The organism is Mycobacterium genavense ATCC 51234, assembly GCF_000526915.1.
In the GTDB taxonomy this organism is placed as follows: domain Bacteria; phylum Actinomycetota; class Actinomycetes; order Mycobacteriales; family Mycobacteriaceae; genus Mycobacterium; species Mycobacterium genavense.
In genome coordinates, this window is sequence record NZ_JAGZ01000019.1 from 22,247 (window position 1) to 39,572 (window position 17,326).

At 67.0% G+C, this 17,326-nt stretch carries 8 protein-coding genes and 10 pseudogenes; 9 read left to right on the forward strand and 9 right to left on the reverse strand.

Annotated features, from left to right (window positions below; all coding sequences use genetic code 11):
* The first annotated feature begins 341 nt into the window (after window positions 1–341).
* Window positions 342–838, forward strand: a pseudogene (locus T428_RS30630) (hypothetical protein).
* Window positions 839–904: 66 nt separating this feature from the next.
* Here T428_RS30630 and T428_RS0123930 read toward each other — a convergent pair.
* Window positions 905–1,174 (reverse strand): DUF2781 domain-containing protein, encoded by a 270-nt coding sequence (locus T428_RS0123930; RefSeq protein ID WP_025738442.1) that lies wholly within the window; start codon window positions 1,172–1,174, stop codon window positions 905–907.
* Window positions 1,175–1,278: 104 nt separating this feature from the next.
* Here T428_RS0123930 and T428_RS0123935 point away from each other — a divergent pair, with 104 nt between their 5' ends.
* On the forward strand, window positions 1,279–1,908 hold the full coding sequence (locus T428_RS0123935) for a DUF4389 domain-containing protein (protein WP_245605060.1): 630 nt from the start codon (window positions 1,279–1,281) through the stop codon (window positions 1,906–1,908).
* Window positions 1,905–2,528 carry a class I SAM-dependent methyltransferase gene (locus tag T428_RS0123940; protein ID WP_025738444.1) on the forward strand — a complete coding sequence of 208 codons (624 nt, stop codon included), beginning with the start codon at window positions 1,905–1,907 and terminating at the stop codon, window positions 2,526–2,528. Before T428_RS0123935 ends, T428_RS0123940 begins: the two co-directional genes overlap by 4 nt.
* Before the next feature lie 3 nt (window positions 2,529–2,531).
* On the opposite strand, the pseudogene T428_RS30635 reads toward T428_RS0123940, so the two are convergent.
* Together T428_RS30635 and T428_RS0123950 are read right to left on the reverse strand one after the other, a co-directional pair.
* A pseudogene (locus T428_RS30635) lies at window positions 2,532–5,050 on the reverse strand (FtsX-like permease family protein).
* Complete coding sequence (locus tag T428_RS0123950; RefSeq protein WP_025738445.1) at window positions 5,047–5,745, reverse strand: ABC transporter ATP-binding protein; 699 nt, start codon at window positions 5,743–5,745, stop codon at window positions 5,047–5,049. Before T428_RS0123950 ends, T428_RS30635 begins: the two are co-directional and overlap by 4 nt.
* 288 nt (window positions 5,746–6,033) lie before the next feature.
* Between T428_RS0123950 and T428_RS30640 the strand changes: the two are divergent.
* The 3 genes and pseudogenes from T428_RS30640 to T428_RS0123965 all read left to right on the forward strand — a co-directional run bounded on the left by T428_RS30640 (window position 6,034) and on the right by T428_RS0123965 (window position 8,743).
* Window positions 6,034–7,439: pseudogene (locus T428_RS30640) on the forward strand (WS/DGAT/MGAT family O-acyltransferase).
* Window positions 7,440–7,581: 142 nt separating this feature from the next.
* Window positions 7,582–8,366 (forward strand): annotated as a pseudogene (locus tag T428_RS30645) (heavy metal-binding domain-containing protein).
* Entirely contained in the window at window positions 8,366–8,743 is a 378-nt protein-coding gene (locus T428_RS0123965) for a DUF5073 family protein (RefSeq protein ID WP_025738446.1), read from the forward strand. The pseudogene T428_RS30645 and the gene T428_RS0123965 overlap by 1 nt, the downstream one beginning before the upstream one ends.
* A gap of 211 nt (window positions 8,744–8,954) precedes the next feature.
* Here T428_RS0123965 and T428_RS0123970 read toward each other — a convergent pair.
* From T428_RS0123970 to T428_RS0123980, 3 genes and pseudogenes are all read right to left on the reverse strand, one after another.
* A pseudogene (locus T428_RS0123970) lies at window positions 8,955–9,620 on the reverse strand (cutinase family protein); the annotation flags it as partial.
* A 111-nt stretch (window positions 9,621–9,731) separates the two neighbouring features.
* Window positions 9,732–10,205: a hypothetical protein gene (locus T428_RS0123975; RefSeq protein WP_036468818.1), complete on the reverse strand. Its 474-nt coding sequence runs from the start codon at window positions 10,203–10,205 to the stop codon at window positions 9,732–9,734.
* A 30-nt stretch (window positions 10,206–10,235) separates the two neighbouring features.
* Window positions 10,236–10,904 (reverse strand): TetR/AcrR family transcriptional regulator, encoded by a 669-nt coding sequence (locus T428_RS0123980; RefSeq protein WP_025738449.1) that lies wholly within the window; start codon window positions 10,902–10,904, stop codon window positions 10,236–10,238.
* A gap of 178 nt (window positions 10,905–11,082) precedes the next feature.
* Between T428_RS0123980 and T428_RS30650 the strand changes: the two are divergent.
* Window positions 11,083–12,846 (forward strand): annotated as a pseudogene (locus T428_RS30650) (N-acyl-D-amino-acid deacylase family protein).
* 5 nt (window positions 12,847–12,851) lie between these two features.
* Here the strand turns inward: T428_RS30650 and T428_RS30655 are convergent.
* Both T428_RS30655 and T428_RS30660 read right to left on the reverse strand, forming a co-directional pair.
* Window positions 12,852–14,517, reverse strand: a pseudogene (locus T428_RS30655) (acyl-CoA synthetase).
* Window positions 14,518–14,551: 34 nt separating this feature from the next.
* A pseudogene (locus tag T428_RS30660) lies at window positions 14,552–15,108 on the reverse strand (TetR/AcrR family transcriptional regulator).
* 223 nt (window positions 15,109–15,331) lie between these two features.
* On the opposite strand from T428_RS30660, the pseudogene T428_RS35155 reads away from it, so the two are divergent.
* Window positions 15,332–15,817 (forward strand): annotated as a pseudogene (locus tag T428_RS35155) (SAM-dependent methyltransferase); the annotation flags it as partial.
* A 50-nt stretch (window positions 15,818–15,867) separates the two neighbouring features.
* On the opposite strand, the pseudogene T428_RS35160 reads toward T428_RS35155, so the two are convergent.
* A pseudogene (locus T428_RS35160) lies at window positions 15,868–16,521 on the reverse strand (DUF4407 domain-containing protein); the annotation flags it as partial.
* A 177-nt stretch (window positions 16,522–16,698) separates the two neighbouring features.
* On the opposite strand from T428_RS35160, the gene T428_RS0124010 reads away from it, so the two are divergent.
* Window positions 16,699–17,256, forward strand: coding sequence for a hypothetical protein (locus tag T428_RS0124010; protein ID WP_025738451.1), 558 nt, complete (start codon window positions 16,699–16,701; stop codon window positions 17,254–17,256).
* The last annotated feature ends 70 nt before the right edge of the window (window positions 17,257–17,326 follow it).

Below are 17,326 nucleotides of genomic sequence, written 5' to 3' on the forward strand. Positions count from 1 at the left end.
TGGGGGTTGGCCAGCGAATCGCAATAGGGAGTGCCTGCCGAGGCCGGCGATGCGGACACAACCCCGGCGGCCAAGACCGCCAATGCGGCGCAGGCGGTGGCCGTCAATACTCGCGCCTTCACGTTGGGATTCCTCTGCTCTGAAGACGACGGTACTGCCGCCCTTGGTTCCGGCGGTGACAACGATTGTCGCACCGCGCTAGCCAAATAGTAGGGATCTTGTGGCTCGTTCGCGATTCGAATTGCGTCCCGGTCAAAAGCGTTGCCCCCGCCGGCGCGCGTTCTCGTCGGCAGGTGGCCACTTTTACTCCCGTGCGTGCGGGGCTTGCGGCGGTACTGGCGATGACGGCGTGCGCGACGGCACCCGTCGGCGCCGCGGACCCGACGACCCAACAGTCGCCGTTCCCGACCGGAAAATCCGGTACGACGATCCATGTCACGGAGTACAGCACCGCGACCGCCGACGTCACGCTCAACAACGTGGCCTGGGTGTCGTCCGGCTGCACCAGCAGCGGGGGAGGCTGCAACGTCATCGAGCTCACCATCGTCGGCAAGTCCGACGCGCCATTCAGCTACAGCGGCGCACCATCACCGCCGCGTCTTCCCCGTGGCGGCAGGACCCGTACCGGGACGTCCAAGGCGGCTCGTCCGTGGTCGATTACTAGACGATCGGCAAGACGCCGCCGCTGCGCTCGGGCGCCGTCGCCAACGGCCAAACCGCGCATGGATTCATCGCCTACGACGGCAACGTGAAACAGGGCGATTTTTATGTCGAGTTCAACGATCCCAATGCCCCGGCGGCACCCACCCCGTTGGCGGGCTGGAAGGTTCACAGCTAGCGCAAGCAGCGACGCCAAATTCCGAACGCATTGACGAAAGGTCATGCGGGTTGACGATATTCGTCTTCAGGTGTGTGGCCAGAAGCGGTACACCACCAGCACCGGCACGATCACCCAGGGCAGGTTGAGCGGTAGGTAGGTCGCCAGGTGCGGGGGACTGTCAGGCCCGAGAAGGGTCTGCATGAAGTAGAAGCACATGTTCACCACCGCGCTGACGACGTAGGCCATGGCCAATCCGGGCAGCCAGGGCCACGATTTGAGCTTCCAGACGCCGACGGTGAGCACAACGAGCAGCGGGAGCTGCACGAAACCGTCTTGCTGCCAGATCGCGTGCATACCTGGATCTTGACGCACTTTGTGCGGATGACCAGCCACCCACGGATGGCGGCGCAGATCGACCGCGGGCTGGCGGCCGCAAGTCCGATGAGGCGATGCGCACCGTGACCGAAACCCGGGTCGTCGAGATCCATCCAACACGTGCACCGGTCGAAAGTGTCTGCGTACGCGGCGATTTCGACTACCCGTCCCGCTGGTTATGGCTCGTCAAATGGTGCGTGCTGGCGGTGCCGCACTATCCCATCCTGATTCTGCTGTATCTGGTGTATCCGATCCTGACGATCGCGGCCGGTTTCGCGATCCTGTGCACCGGACGCTATCCACGCCCGATCTTCGACTTCAATGTCGGCGTGCTGCGGTGGTCGTGGCGAGTGATGAGCTACCGGTTTCCGATGAACAGCACCGACAAATATCCACCATTCACCCTGGCGGCCCGGCCCGACTATCCAGGCGAGCTCGAGGTCGAATACCCCGAGCACCTGACGAATTGGGCCGTCCTGGTGAAGACGTGGCTATTGGGGGCCCCGCAGGTGTTGCTGTGCTGGGCGATGGAGCCGCTGCTGCAGCTGCTCTGCGTGATCTCGGCGGTGGCGTTGTTGTGCACCGGGACGATCCCGCGAGGCATCTTCGATCTGCTGATGGGCATTGTGCGATGGCGCTACCGGGTGGCGGTGTATGTATCGTTGATGCGTGACGAGTATCCGCCTTTTCGAATGGACCTAGGTAGCCGCTGACGCCCGGAAATCCGTTGTTTCCCTACATATACCGGTTCGGCCAGCCGATCTTCGATCGCGTCTTCTACAACCGGTATCGCCGCGACGCGATCGCGCACGCGACCGGACGGTTGCTGATGGTGGGCCTGGGACCAGGTACCGACATGAAGTTCGTCCCGCCCGCGGTCACCGCGATCTCGGCCGTCGAGCCGGTGGCCGCGTTCCGCCAGATGGCGTCTCGTCTCGCGGCGCGCCAGGGGATCACGGCCGACATCGTCGATGGGACCGGCGAGTCGATTCCGTTCGGCGACAACAGTTTCGATTCGGTTCATATCGGGTTGGTGTTGTGCTCGGTCGACGACGTCGCCGCGACGCTGGCCGAGATCCGCCGGGTGCTGGTGCCGGGTGGCCGGCTGGTCGTGCTCGAGCACGTGCGCGGAGAGGGCGCGACGGGCCGGTGCCAGGACCTGGTCGCCAAGCCGTGGTCCTGGTTGGCCGCGGGGTGCCAACCGAACCGGCGAACCATCGACTCGATTGCGGCCGCCGGATTTGATACCGCGAACCTGCGCAGCATCCCACGCACCCCGGTGCCGTTTCAGTGCAAGCCTCATCTGCAGGGGTTCGCCACGCTCACCGAATAGCACTCACTCGACGCCGATCGCTTCGATGATGTTCAATCGGGCGGCGCGCCGGGCCGGTGGCACCGAGCCGAGCAGACTGATGGCCAGCGCGCCGAGCGTGAAGGCCAGCGCCATCCAATTGGGATGGAAGGTGACGTGGAAATTCATCATGTCGCCGCTGACCAGGCTGAACAACCACTGGTCCGCGCACCCGAAGGCCAGTCCCAAAATTCCTCCCACACAACCGATTCCGACTGCCTCGACCAACACCATCCGCAGCGTGAACCGGCGGCTGGAGCCCATCGCCCGCAGTACCCCGATTTCGCGGCGCCGCTCCAGCACGGACAATGTCAGGGTGTTGAGCAACGCGACCGCGGCCACCAGCACGACGATGATCCAGACGGCGTTGGCGATGAACATGCTCTGATGCATCGGCGCTTCGAGTCCCGCCAGCTTGGCGCCGCCGTCATAGACATAGTTCGGTGCGGGCACCGCCGCACGGATATCGGTCAGCAGGCGATGGGAATCCACGTCCGGGGCCGCAGCGATCTGCAGCGTCGTCGCGACCGGGCGGTCAAACCAGTCCCGCATTTGACCCAGGCTCAAACCCAGGGTGCCGATGACCGTCGAGAAATAGGGCACCAGCGCCAGCACCGTCGCCTGCCGCACCCCGTGCGGTGTTTGCATGGGGAGCGGGTCGCCGACCCGAACGTGCAGGGTATTACCCAGATTCTGCGAGAGCACGACCCCGCGACCGGCCAGCACGTCGTCGCGCACCTGTCGGTCGAGCGCGCGGAACAGCGGGTCGGCGGTTCCGGCCGAGAAGCCGTCGAGCATCACCCGCGTACCCCCGACCTCGGCGAACCCGTACGCGCCCTCGGTGACATGAGCCACGCCCGGCACGGCCGCCAGTTTGCCGGAAAGTCCTTGCGGCAGCGCATCAGTGGGGTAGGTGTCCGGAGAATTCGCGCTCACCCACACCGGGGTGTCGGTCACCGGGGCGAAAATGCCTCGCGCCGAACGAATCATGTCGTTCTTCGTGCCGGTGATCGTGACGGTCGTGATGACCGCGATGACCACCGTCATCACCGTCGCCCACACCTGCCGCAGCGCACGCTCGATGGTCGCGGCGGCAATGGCGCCGACGGTGCCGAATATTCGAGACGTTGCGGCCGCGGCGGTGACGATGGGCATCGTGAGCGCGAAACCGAGCGCGATCTCCACGGAGAACACGGCCGACATCGCGACGAACGCCAGCACGCCGCGCTGGGTGATCACGACCGCGATCGACGCGGTGAAAACCATCACCGCTCCGATGCCGCAGACCATCCGCAGCCAGTGCGGCACCCGGTCGGCGGCCGATACTACGACGGGTGCCAACGCCTCGATGGGTGCGACCTTGTACACCTGGCGGGCGGCCATCGCGGAGGCCATCGCGCTGGTGAGCGCGGTCGTCACGATGGCGACCGGGATCGCATAGCCGGCAGCCAGTATTCGATGCGGGCTTCGAGGCCATGCGTCATCGCCGGCGGCAATCGGCCAATCGCGATGCGTCCCATCCCGATTCCGATCGCCGACCCGATCGCGCCGCCGATCGTCCCGAGGATCGCCGCTTCGGCCAGCATGTCGCGGACGATCAAGGCACGCCGGCCACCGAGCGCACGCAGCAGCGAGATGACCGGCCGACGCTGGGTGATGGCCATGGTCATCGTGGTGTAGATCAAGAAGGCGCCGACCATCAGCGCCACCATCGCACCCATCAGGGCCATGTAGTTCATCAGCTTGACACCGTCGTCGGCCCGGGTAGCCCGCATACTCGGGTCGGCGACGATGGCTCGTCCGTTCACCGCTGCGCTGACCGCGGAGCGCACCTGGCCCAGGTCCGCACCCGGCTTGATCGTGATCAGGATCGACTCGAGCTGACCCTGACGCCCGGTGACGCTCTGCGCCAACGCAAGTGGCGCCAGGACGTAATGCCCGCCGTTGAGTGCGGCAACCTCTTTGCCGGCGAGCACCTCGGTCACCGTCACCGAACCCGAACCGAGCTACAACGTCTGGCCTTTGGCGCGACCGACCGCCGGGCCGACGCGAACTCCGTTCGCGGGTCCGGGTGGGTTCGCCGCCGACTGTTGTGGCGCAGCAGTTTTCAACGCGTCTTTGAGCGCACCGCCCAACGCCGCGAGGCGATCGTCGGCGCCGAACAGCAGCACCGGTCCCGACGAGGTGGACACCGTCGTCCGGATCATGGGCGCCGCGGTAGCCACCCCGGGGACCGCGGCCACGTCGGCGGCGATACCGTCGGGAAATCCCGCGTCGGTGATCCCGGAAACCTCCAGCGCGGCGATGCCGGCGATTCCGTCGCTGAGCCGATTGACCGATCCGGTGATCGACTCGAAGATTCCGAACACGGCCACCAAATCCATTGCGGAGACCGCTATTACGGCGATCGAGGCGACGGTCCGTCGCCGGTGCACGGCAAGCTCGCGCAGGCTGCAGACGCGCAGCCGGCTGGCGGTGGCGGTGATCGCCGGACCCGCTCTCACACCAGGACCGCCGATCGTTCGTTGGACACGATCCGCCCGTCCTGCAGCATGATGACCCGGTCGGTTGCCTGGGCGGCTTCGGGGTTGTGCGTCACCATCACCACCAGCCGGCCGCGCCCGGCCTCGTGCGCGACGTCGCCGAGCAGCGTCAATATCGAAGCGCCGGTTGCGGTGTCGAGGTTTCCGGTGGGTTCGTCGGCCAGGATCAACGGCGGGTCCATCATCAATGCCCGGGCCACCGCGACGCGCTGCATCTGACCACCGGACAGCTCGGCCGGCCGGTGCTCGGTCCGGTGGCCCAGGCCCACACGTTCCAGCAGCCGCATCGCATCCGGTTTGGCCTTGCCCAGCCGCACGCCGTCGAGCAGCTTGGGGACCGCGACGTTCTCCCAGGCCGACAGCGTCGGCAAGAGGTTGAAGAACTGGAAGATGAAGCCGACGCGATGATGGCGAAACCGCGATTGCTGGTGGTCGTTGAGGCGGCCGATCTCGTCGCCGTCGAATTCGATGGACCCGGAATCGGGAGAGTCCAATGCACCGAGCAAATGCAGCAGCGTGCTCTTGCCGGCGCCGGACGGCCCGACCATCGAGACGAACTGCCCGCCCTCGAGCCGCAGGCTGATCTCGTCGAGGGCGCGTACGGTTTGTCCGCCGATTCGGTATTCGCGTACCACATCACGCAGTTCGATGGTCAGCAATTTGTGCTTGGGACCGGTGCAGGTGTCGATTCGTCTGAACATGATCCTCCTGCGGCTAATCAACGCGCGCGTCTGCCGCTACCCGCACGGCGCCCGGGGCGCTGGTACCCGGTTAACGGGACCGAACCGTGATCGGTTCATCCAGGGTTTCGGCGGAATACCGTGGCGGTATGTCATCGAGAATTAACCAAGAGCGTTTGCTAGCGGTGTAGCCGCGCCATTTTGAGCTACCTAAACTCCTAGGAGTTCGGGGGGTATGCCTAACCACTAGTCGGGCAGGCGGCTATGGAACGACTGAGCGGGCTGGATGCGTTCTTTCTCTATCGGGAGACGCCGACACAACCACTGAACGTGTGCTGCGTGTTGGAGTTGGACACGTCGACAATGCCGGGCCGCTACAGCTACGGCGCATTTCGCGCGGCGTTCGGCGAAGAGCGTTGCGGTCGTGCCGGAATTCCAGATGAAACTCGCCGACAACCAACTGAATCTGGATCACCCGGTGTGGGTGGACGACGAGAAGTTCCAACGGGAGCGCCACCTGCAGCACGTCGGTGTGCCGTCGCCCGGGGGACGCCGTGAGCTGGCCGAGATCTGCGGATACATCGCCGGGCTGCCGCTCGACCGGGATCGGCCGCTGTGGGAGACGTGGGTGCTGCAGGGCGGCGCCAACAGTGACGCCGTCGTGGTGATGCTCAAGGTACACCATGCTTTGATCGACGGCGTCGCGGGTGCCAACCTGCTGGGTCACCTGTGCAGCCTGCGGCCCGACGCGCCGGCACCGGAGGCCGTCCGCGGCGCGGGCGGGGGTAACCCGGTGCAGATCGCGCTCAGCGGCCTGATGGGATTTGCCCGCCGTCCATTGCGGCTGGCGACCGTGGTGCCCGCGACGCTGCTGACGTTGGCGCGGACGGCGCTGCGGGCGCGCGAGGGCCGCACCATGGCCGGCGCCCTTCTCGGCCCCGCCGTCCCCGTTCAACGGCTCCGTCACCCGCTACCGCAACATCGCCTACACCCAGTTGGACATGCGCGACGTCAAGCGTGTCAAGGACCGCTTCGGCGTGACCGTCAACGACGTGGTGGTGGCGTTGTGCGCCGGGGTGTTGCGACGATTTCTGCTGAAGCGCGGCCAACTGCCGCATAAGCCGCTGGTGGCCACGGTGCCGGTCTCGGTGTGCGGCAAGTCCGATCGCCCCGGGCGCAATCAGACCACCTGGATGTTCTGCCGGGTGGAAAGCCAGATCAGCGATCCGGCCGAGCGCATCCGCGCGGTGGCCGCGGGAAACCGCGCCGCCAAGGAGCACACCGCGGCCCTGGGCCCCACCCTGCTGCACGACTGGACCCAGTTCGGCGGCCCGACGATGTTCGGCGCGGCGATGCGGCTGTTGCCCCGCATTCCGATCAACCGCAGCGCGTTCAACCTGATCCTGTCGAACGTGCCGGGCCCGCGAAACCAGCTGTATTTCCTGGGTTGCCGGGTCGCCGCGATGTATCTCTTCGGGCCGGTCATCGGCGACGCCGGACTCAACATCACCGTGATGTCGCTCAACGGCGAACTCGGCATCGGCCTGATCGGCTGCCCGGATCTGCTGCCCGACCTGTGGGGCATGGCCGACGCCTTTCCCGATGCGCTCAAAGAGCTGCTGGAGTGCGCCGACACCGCGGGCGGCGGCAGCTACACGCCGCAGATGTGAGGAAACGGGCGCACCGTCGCTGGCCGGTCACCGTCAGCCGGGGCACCGGTGTGTCCGTCGGCCCGGCAATGTCGCACGTTATGCGTGTGTTCCTGGGCGCGGCGGCCTACGCTGGCTGCGAACCGCAGGAGGGCCTTTGACAATGGAACCGCAGTCGCTCGATCCGGTAGCCAGCGAACGTCAATCGCACGCCGGCAAGTTATGGACGACCGATCTTTCGATCAACGAATTCGCTCTGCTGCACGGCGCCGGATTCGAGCCGATGGAGCTAGTGATGGGCGTTTCGGTGTATCACGTCGGCTACCAGTTCACCGGGATCCGGCAGCAATCGGAGCTGCCGGTGCTGACCGACGCGACCCACCGGGCGCGCTGGAACGCCATGTCACGCATGCAGGCTGAGGCCGACGCGCTGGGCGCCGACGGGTGTTCGGTGTCCGGCTCGATTGGCGCCAACAAGGCGAGGGCGAGCATCTGGAATTCATCGCGGTCGGCACCGCCGTGCGCTACGTGCCCAAACCGGGAGCGTTTCGACGGCCCAACGGGCAGGCGTTCAGCAGCCACCTGTCCGGCCAGGATCTGACCACGTTGCTGCGCTCCGGGTTCGTGCCGGTCGCATTCGTGATGGGCAATTGCGTGTTTCACATCGCCGTCCAGGGTTTCCTGCGAACCCTTAGCCAGGTGAGGCGCAACGCCGAGATGCCGCAGTGGACCCAGGGCAGCTACCAGGCCCGGGAGCTGGCCATGTCGCGCATGCAGAGCGAGGCCGAGTGAGACGGTGCGAACGGCGTCGTCGGCGTGCACTCCGCCATCTCGAACTACGCCTGGGGCCATCACACCGTCGAGTTCTACGTGGCCGGCACCGCGGTGCGCCGCACCGGCGAGCCGCAAACCATCACACCGACGTTCGTGCTTCCGATGAGCGATTGATGACGACCTACGACCAACAGCGGGCCAGCCACGCGATCGGGGTGGCGCTGACCGGGCCCGGCGGCGTCGGACAAGTCATCCGGGTGTTTTGCGGCGTTCCCGGCGTCATCCTGAGCCCGGCGCGGCGTGGCCTGTTCCGGTCCGCGCCGGAGCGGGTCCAGATCGGGGAGTGGCGTTACGCACTCACCGCCGACGGGCGCCTGAGCGCCGGCCACGTCGTCAATGACATCGTCTTGGCCGAGGAGGTACTGGCCGCCGGCGCCGTCGGTCCCCACATCGCCCGGGCGCTCGCGCAGTTGGTGGGCCACTACGGGCCGACGATCGTTCCCAATATCGACGCGGCGGTCGAGATTCTCGAAGTAACACTCGGCTACTGAGTGAATTACGCGGTAAGCCAAGGGCTTTCGCGCGAATTCAGTCACCGGCAGGTCACGCCGCCGGTCCCGGGGGCGGTCCGGGACGATGCGATGCCACCGGCGCGGGCGTCGGGGACGGCGCGGCCGAGGGTGCGGTCGAACGTACCGGCGCGGGTGTTGGGGCGTGCGACCGACCCGGCGTCGGTGTGGGAGTCGGGGGAGTCGCCTCGGCAATGCGGTTCGCGCTGAAATCCGCTGCCTGATCGATCATCCCGATCTGCTGGTATTGCCGATGCGCGGCGAAGTCGCCCGAGTCCGAACAGATCGGGTCGTTGGGGGCGCACAACTCGATCGTCTTGGCCGCATACAACGGGCCGACGGTGACCGGCGGCTGATTGATGAGGTTCATGAACTGGGCCGACGGTTTCCCGAACAGTGCGACCGCGGCGACGTGGTTGGCGACCTCGGCGGGCATGGGTCGTAGGCCCTGTCCGAGGCTCGTCCCGTCGGGCACCCGATTGGCGGTGACGAAGCCCATCACGGCCGCTCCCTGGGAGTAACCGCCAAGCACCATCAGGGTTTTGGGGCAGCTCGTCGCCATCTGTTCAACGTGTGTAGCCGCGTCGGCAATGCCGTCGACGGCCCGGGGAAAGTCCATGGATGCCGGATAGCTCACCGGGTACACCCCGACAGACTTCGCGCCGACGTGCGCGCGCACGGAGTCGACGAAATTCTCACCGACGTCGCCCAGACCGGGCGCCTCGTCGGTGCCTCGAGCGAATACGACCTCCACGTCGGGACAGGGCTCGGCGGACACGGCGCGGGTAGGGGCGATCAGCACCGCCCACGTGGACGTTGTAGCGGCGCAAAGTACAACCGGGAGGGCGTACGCCTTCACGCGTGGGATTTTGTCACATTTTCACCACGAGCGCCTGCTATGCATTGTCGTGTCGTGTCGTGTCGTGCCGTGCCGCCGCCCGGCGGTGGTGGCTAAGGCGCTGTCGCGCCACTACTTTGACGCGCCTTGCTCGCCGGCGCGGTGCCGGTGCAGAAACGCACTGCCCGCACGCAGGGCGCCGCGGAACGCGTAGGCGGCCGCAACCACGCACAGCAGGATCAGCAGGATGAACATCGGCAACCAATTGGCCCGGCTGTGGTCGACGCCCCACCAGACGATCGTGAACAGCACCGCGCAGAGCGCCACCACCACATCGCGCCAGTTGCCCTGGTACGACATCGCCGCTCTGCGCAGCGCGCGGCTCCGGTCCGCGGCGTCGACGAGGTCGTCGATGCGGGCATCGATCGAGCGGCGCAACGCGTCACGTCGCTCGGTGGCCTCCGCGGGGAGCCGCTCCAGCAGATCCATGTCCTGCTGGATCGATTGTCGATAGTCCGGCCCCCGGAATTGCACGGCCGTAACCGCCAGCAAGGCACCACCGAAGGCGGGCGCGCTGTCCAGCGCGAGCTGTCCGAGTCCGACCATCTCCAACCTCCTTCGGCGGCTGACCGGGGATCAGGAAGCCGCCGGCGGCCGGCGACGGGCCCGAGGCTCGGGAACCCGCAGCGGGTCCAGCGCTTGCGCGATTTGCGGGTAGGCGATCGCCGGTCCGATCCAACGGATCAGGTAGCGCCGGAGGTCCGAGCCGCTGCGCGGGGGCCGTCCCGGGTCGGCCAGGAACGAATGCAACAGGCGGAGGGTGAACTCGTTCAACTCGTCCAGGCCCGCATCGTCGAAACCGTGCTTCTCCCAATCGATGTCGAAACGGTGCAGCATCGATCGTCCGAACGCCAGCGCCGTGTCCGACACGATGGAGATCGTCTGACCGCCGCGGGTGCGTCGATTCAGCACCAATTCGAGCTGGTTGTCGGCGGCCAGCTGTTCCACGGCGAACGCGAAACTCTCGGTCACCGCCAGCACGGGATCGGTGATGCCCTTGAGGTGGGCCGCCAGATGATCGAGGAAGCCGTCGGCCGAGCGCATCGCGCTTGCCACCAGCAGGGCCCGGGTTCCCGGGAAATACCGGTACACGGTCTGCCGGGTCACGCCCAGGGCGCGGGCGACGTCGGCGATCCGCATGGCCGAACCGCGCTCGTCGATGATCTTGTCCGCCGCATCCAGGATCCGCTCGATCGCCTCCTCGTCGGAGGCCGGCGTGTTGCCTGCCCAACCGTGGCTGCGCATGGTCAGCGCACGGCGATCGCGTCGTCGGTCATCATCACGGCTGGATCATATCGTCGCAGCTAGACGAATCGCGGCCGATGCGCGCGGCGGGCCCAAAGCGGCGTCCGCCGCGTGATCAATCTGTGATGGGACACTATCTGACGTGTGTATGATCACTGCAAATCAGGAGGCCCCCACCATGCAGTACGACACCGTGATCATCAACGGGCGCTGGTTCGACGGGACCGGCGCGCCGTCGGCCCTGCGCAACCTCGGGCTGCGCGACGGTCGCGTCGCCACCATCAGCGACGGCCCGCTGGACACCACGGGTGCCGATATCATCGACGCGACGAGGCAATGGGTGATCCCCGGCATCATCGACATCCACACCCACTACGACATCGAAACACTATGCAGCCCGCGCTTTCCGAGTCGCTGCGACATGGCGTGACCACGGTGATGCTGGGCTCTTGCTCGCTGTCGACGGTGTACCTGGACAACGTCGACGCCGGCGACATCTTCGGCCGGGTCGAGGCTATTCCGCGGCGTTATGTCATCGAGCAGCTGGATGAGGCCCGGTGTTGCAACAGCCCCAAGGAATATGTGGCCGCCCTCGAGGAGCTGAACCTGGGCCCCAACATTGCGGCGTTCATCGGACATTCCGACATGCGGGCCGCGACGATGGGACTGGACCGGTCGACCCGCAAGGACATCCACCCGTCGCCCGCGGAACTGGCGCGGATGGAGTCGATGCTGACCGAGGCCCTCGACGAGGGATTCGTCGGGATGTCGTCGCAGCAGTTGCTCTTCGACAAACTCGACGGTGAGGTCTGCCGGTCGCGCACGCTGCCGTCGACCTATGCCATATGCCACGTCGCGCGAACTGCGCCGGCTGAACGCAATTCTGCGGCGGCGCAACAAGATTCTGCAGTCGGGTCCCGACATCAAGAATCCGCTGTCGATCCTGTCGCAGCTGGCCGCCTCGCTGGGGGTGGGGCGGCGACGCCTCAAGACCAGTCTGCTGTCGGCCGCCGATGTGAAGGCCCTCCCGCCGGTCATCCATTTGATGGAGGCGCTCGCGCGTGTCGTCAACCGGCTTGGCGGGGACTTCCGCTGGCAGCATCTGCCGGTGCCGTTCGAGGTGTACGCCGACGGGATTTCGCTGGTGATCTTCGAAGAGTTCGGCTCCGGCGCCGCGGCGCTGCATCTGCAGGACGAGCTGGCCCGCAACGAGCTGATACGGGACGAGGAATATCGGCGTCAGTTCCGCAAGGACTACGACCAGAAATACGGGCCGCGGGTATGGCACCGTGACTTCTTCGACGCCGACATCGTGGCCTGCCCGGACCAATCGGTGGTCGGCAAGTCCTTCGGTCAGGTGGGTTTGGATCGCGGCGGCCTGCACCCCGTCGACGCGTTCCTGGACCTGGTGCTCGAGGACGGCGAGGCACTGCGCTGGCGCACCACGATCTCCTACCACTGGCCCGAGGTGCTCAAGAAGCTAGCGCAAAGCGGATGCGTCCAGATGGGTTTGTCCGATGCGGGCGCGCACCTGCGCAACATGGCGTTCTACAACTCGGGTCTGCGGTTGCTGCGCCACGTCCACGACGCCGAGAAGCGGGGCACCCCGTTCCTGTCGATCGAGCGGGCGGTACACCGGCTCACCGGGGAGCTCGGAGCCTGGTACGACATCGATGCGGGCACCCTGCGGGTGGGCGATCGCGCCGACATGGTGATCGATCCCGACAAGCTCGACGAGTCGCTCGACGCCTACGCCGAGCACCCGGTCGAGTCCTACGGCGGGCTGTCGCGCATGGTGAACCGCAACGACGACACCGTGACCAGTGTGCTGGTGTCCGGTCAGTTCGTGTTCGGGGCGGGCCAGCCGTCACCGGTGCTCGGCACGCAGCGGTTCGGCCGGTTCCTGCGCGCCGGCGAGCGAAGGCTCGCACCGGCGGTCTAGCCGGATCACGTTGTGGTGGAAAGGCTTTCGGCGGCAACCTGCTTGGCCCACTGGTAGTCGGCCTTGCCGGCCGGCGAGCGCTGGACCTTGCCGGTGCGGATGATTGCCTTGGGCAGTTTGTATCCGGCGATGTGTTGTCGGCACGTCTGTAGCAGTTCCTCGTCGGAGGGGTCTTGGCCATCGACGAGTTGGACGATCGCGACGACCTCGTTGCCCCAGCGCTGCGAAGGCCGGCCGGTGACCACGACGTCGTAGATACCGGGGTGCTCGGCCATCGCCGCCTCCACCTCTTCGGCGAAGATCTTCTCGCCGCCGGAGTTGATCGTGACGGCGTCGCGCCCGAGCAGCTCGATGCGTCCGTCGCCGAGGAAGCGGGCCCGGTCGCCGGGAACCGACCAGCGCACGCCGTCGACGATGGGGAAGGTGCGCGCCGTCTTCTCCGCGTCGCCGAGGTAGCCGAGCGGGATCGTGTTGCGCCGCGCCAGCCAGCCCTCGCCATCTCCGGGCCGCAGCTCACGGCTGAAATCGGCTGCCACAACGCTGGTTTCGGAGCCCGGGGTGAAGGTGGCCAGCGCAGTGGGTTCCGACTGCGTCGGTGTGGCGCTCATCTGCAGGCCCGATTCCGAGGCCCCGGCGGAATCGATGACCAGCAGGTTCGGCAGCGCGGTGAGAAAACGTTTGCGCACGCTGGGGGTCAGCGCCGCGCCGCCGTTGCTGATGTTGATCAGCCCCGACAGGTCGTAGTCACCGCGTTCGATCTCGTCGATCAGCGGGCGGGCGATCGCGTCGCCGACGACCGGGATGCTCATCACCCGTTCGCGTTCGACCAGTCGCAGAATGTCGTCGGCGCGAATGCTGTGCACGTCGTCGGGGAAGGTGACCCAGCCGCCCATCGTCATGATCTGGAACGTGCCCCATTGCGCGGCGCCGTGCATCAGCGGTGGGGATCAGCAGCACCGACGCGAAGCCGGGCGCCGCCGACGCGCGCTCGGCCAGCTCGGCGTAGGACTTCATCGCCTCGTCGGAGCCGAAAGGGCGTCCGCCCATTGAGGATACGAGCACGTCGTGCTGCCGCTACAGCACACCCTTGGGCATGCCGGTGATGCCGCCGGTGTAAAGCAGGTACAGGTCGTCCCCGCTGGGGGTGGGCATGCCGCCGGGCGGCGGCGGGGTCGCGATGCTCGATTCGTAGTCCACCGCGCCGGGCAGCAGCGGCTGCCCGGAGTCATCTGCCACCTGAATCAGGAACTGCAGGTGGGGGAGTCGGTCGCGGATCGCCGCGACGCGGGGCGCGAACTCGGCGTTGTAGACCAGCGCCCGTGCTTTCGCGTTGGCGAGCAGATAGACCAGCTCGGCGTCGACGTAGCGGTAGTTGACGTTGAACGGTGCGATGCGCGATCGGTAGGCGCCGATCATCGCCTCCAGATAGTGGTTACCGTTGCGCAAATACAACCCGACGTGGTCCTGGCCGGATTCATGGCCCTGCAGTCGATCCCGTTCGGTGTGACAGCCCAGTCCCAGCGATGCCAAGTAGTGGGCGACGCCGTCTACCCGCGCGTCCATCTCGGCGTAGGTCCATTGGTGGCCGCGCCAATACAGCACGCGCTGCTCGGGAAGTGCTTGTGCCAGAGTCGAAAACACCGTCGACAGGTTGAACCCGCTATCACCCATGGTTTTCCTCGAATTCGGTTGTGCGGTGGGGCGATCAGGCAACCGAGGCTCCCAGGATCAGGTTGACCGCCTCGTCGAGTCGCCCGGCGATCTCCTCGTAGCTGACGAATCGCGCCGTCATCAGCGCGCCGGCGAAGGTCATCTGCAGGGTCGATTTCACCGCGCGCGGCCACTCCGGGCCCAATGCGGCGGCGATCCGCTTGCCACTTCTTCGCCGATCTGCTCACGCAGCGGTTGCACCGCCGGATCGTCGGCCATCAACGCGGTTCCGCAAGCGGCGCTGAGCTCGGGTTCGTCGGTCACCGCCACGGCCATGTCCCGCAGCGTCGCGCTGACCCGGGTCTTGGTGGTGTCGTTGACGTCGGTGTGCAGCGGCAGCGCGCGCAGGAAACGCAGATAGACCGCGGCCACCAGCGCGCTCTTCGACGGAAAGTAGGTGTAGGCGCTGGCCGGCGAGACCCCGGCGCGGGCGGCGACGGCACGCATCGTCAGGTTGGCGAAGGACGATTCGCGAAGTTCCGCCAGGCCGGCGTCGAGGACCTTGCGGATCGTCTGGCCGGGCCGGCGATCCGAGCGGCGGGCACCGGTCACGCCGTCTATCGACCCGGCCGCAGCTGCCACTTCTCTAGACACCCGTCCAGTGTAGGAAACCGGATGACCGCGGCCGACGACACCGCCCCTTGGCGGTCAAACGGCCCGCCACAGCAGCTACCGCGTCTCACGTGCCACACCCGGCCGCTGGCCGGTTAGCGTCAAATACAGACGACTGTCCAGAATTTCCGGGTCGCGCTTTCCCGGCCGCGCGAGTCGTAAGGTGGCGGCTGTGACCCGGGAGGACCAGCGCCGGTGGGACGAGCGGTACACCGGCACGGGGCCGGCGTCCGGCGGCGCCGTCGGTCCCCCCGGCGTCTTCGCCGCCTACGCCGACAGCTTCCCGACCACCGGCCGGGCTCTCGACATCGCCTGTGGGCGGGGCTACGCCGCGCTCTGGTTGGCCCAGCGCGGCCTGGAAGTCGTCGCATTGGACATCTCCGCGGTGTCCATCGGGCAAGCACGCGAACTGGCCCGGCACAGCGGGGTCGACGAGCGGTGCCGTTTCGAGGTCGTGGATCTCGACGACGGCCTGCCGCCCGGGCCGCCGGTCGACGTCATCGTCTGCCACAAGTTCCGCGATCGACGCCTCGACCAGGCCGTCATCGACCGCCTGGCACCGGGCGGACTGCTGGCCATCGCGGCGCTGAGCGAGGTCGGGGCCGAACCGGGACCGTTTCGCGCCGCGCCCGGGGAGCTCGCGGCGTCCAACTCGGGTGCCCGGCGGTCGCGGGCCGCCAGCGCGTTGTCGAGCTCGCGCTGCGCATCAGCCAGAAGTTCGTTCGCGGTTCGGGTTTCGGGTCCGGCGCCGGGATCGCCGGTGATGCGGGTCTGCGGACACCCCGCCGGGGTGGTATTCGCCGCGCGCCACGACCAACGCGTTGTCCTGTTCATTGCGGGCCTGGGCGACCGCGGCGTCCAGCGCGCCGCGCGCGGACCGTGTCTGTTGCAGTACCGCCGACGCCTGCGCGACCGCCGGCGCCGAGTCCGCGGTACGCAGCGCGCGCTCTCCTCGAGGCGCTGATCGATCGAGCGGGAGAACACGACCAGGGCGGCGAGTTCGCCGACGACCACGCCGACCGCCACCGCCACGGCGATCCGCCCCGCAATGCCGGGACGACCGCGATGCGGGCCGCTCGCGATGCCCCGCGTCACCGCCCCGACCAGCAGCGCGAAGATCAGCGTCAGCGCGACGACGGCGATCAGCGGCCGGTGTCCCGATGCATCGACGGCCAGGGCCGCGACCAGCCAGGCCAACACGGCTCCGAGCAGCACCACCGCGCCCGCGACGGCGTGTGTGGACCGCTCGTGAGGTTCCCCCAATTCGCGCCAGTGTCCGCCGCCAAGCCAGGCGAGCACTCCCTCGACCCGGGAGACGGCTGAGGACGGCTCAATCGATTCGTGGGCGCCCATCAGACTCCAACACCTCCGCCGTCCAGCGTCCCAGGCGATCGCCCGACACACCGAATCGAAGCGGCGACTGTGGCGTTGTTCACAACGCGACACCGCCGGGCCGCACCCAGGTGAAATTCCTGCGACGCGGGCAGATTAGCTAAGTTTCCGGCAGGTGGCGTGAGACGGTATAAGCCTATGCATAACCACGACTACGTCACCTACGAAGAGTTCGGACGCAGATTCTTCGAGGTCGCCGTCACGCCCGAGCGTGTCGCCGCCGCCTTCGCCGAAATCGCCGGCAACGAATTCGCGATGGAACCGATCGCGCAGGGACCCGGCAGGATTGCCAAGGTCAGCGCCAACGTCAAGATCCACGATCCCCGCGTCACGCGGCGGTTGGGCGACAGCATCACCTTCGTCATTCACATTCCGCTGTCGATCGATTTGCTGCTGGACTTGCGGCTCGACAAGCAGCGTTTTCAGGTCTCCGGGGACATCGCGTTGCGCGCCACCGCCCGCGCCGCCGAGCCACTGGTGCTGATCGTCGACGTGGCGAAGCCCCGACCCTCCGATATCACCGTCAATGTGTCGTCGCAGTCGTTCCGCGGCGAGATTCTGCGCATCCTGGCCGGCGTCGACGGCGAGATTCGCCGCTTCATCGCCCAATACGTGGCCGACGAAATCGACGCGCCGCAATCCCAAGCCGCTCAGATCATCGACGTGGCAGAGAAGCTGAACGAAGCCTGGCCGTAGCCGAGCCGAAACACGTTGACCGACAGGGTAATATGACCGGGACCCAGGGCGCGGGTTTATCGGGTCACCG